The 310-nt window shown below is 61.6% G+C and carries 1 pseudogene; it reads left to right on the top strand.

The window, feature by feature from the left end:
- A pseudogene (locus B4920_RS29085) lies at nucleotides 1-108 on the top strand (acetaldehyde dehydrogenase (acetylating)); the annotation flags it as partial.
- Between the last annotated feature and the right edge of the window lie 202 nt (nucleotides 109-310).

Raw genomic sequence — 310 nt, 5'->3', positions numbered from 1 at the left:
CCCAAGTACGCCGGCAACCTCGACATCATGACCGCCGCCGCCGCCCGCACCGCCGAGATGTTCGCCGAGGAAATCCTGGCGGGCAACCTGACCCTGCAGCCGGCCTGAGCCAACGGCGACTGAATCTGGCTACTCCCGTTGGGGCGAATTCATTCGCCCACGGAGGTTGCGCAAGGTTTCGGTGGGCGAATGAATTCGCCCCAACAGAACAACTGGAGAACTCCACCATGGATCTCAAAGGCAAGCAAATCCGCGTTCATGACATGACCCTGCGGGACGGCATGCACCCCAAGCGTCACCTGATGACGCT

The organism is Zoogloea sp. LCSB751 (assembly GCF_002028455.1).
Lineage (GTDB): Bacteria > Pseudomonadota > Gammaproteobacteria > Burkholderiales > Rhodocyclaceae > Zoogloea.
This window is presented reverse-complemented; position numbering and strand designations above follow the sequence as displayed.